Annotated in this window: 1 protein-coding gene; it reads left to right on the top strand. The window is 51.8% G+C overall.

Annotated features, from left to right (window positions below; genetic code table 11):
• On the top strand, nt 1-294 hold a 294-nt coding region (locus tag ACYP03_RS24400; protein ID WP_459782431.1), incomplete at its 5' end, for a radical SAM family protein.
• Nucleotides 295-400 lie beyond the last annotated feature (106 nt).

The raw sequence follows: 400 nt of genomic DNA on the forward strand, positions 1-400 counted from the left end.
GCGACAGAGAATACCTGGGTAACTGTTTCCCCGAAAATTAACATGAAAGGCAAACTCCCCGTTTTGCCCGGTGCGCTGTCACGCGCCAATGAAATCAAGCATCCTGTCGGCACACAAAAAGATATCGACCAGTTAGATGCGCTGTTAGCCGGTGTGCCTTTGCAGGACACAGTGACCATCGCCCTGCAACCCATCAGCCAGAAAGCCAGAGCCACCGAACTGTGTATTCAAACCTGTATTGCCCGTAACTGGCGTCTGTCTGTCCAGACACACAAATACCTGTCGATTGCCTGATTACCCTGGCACCTCAGCCCACCCTGTTTCCGGTCGTCTCAATTCTTAGATGTTGTCTCAACAGATGAGACGACCCATAGGGTTTTACATTTTCCTGCCCGCCGCT

Source organism: Photobacterium sp. R1, assembly GCF_054600795.1.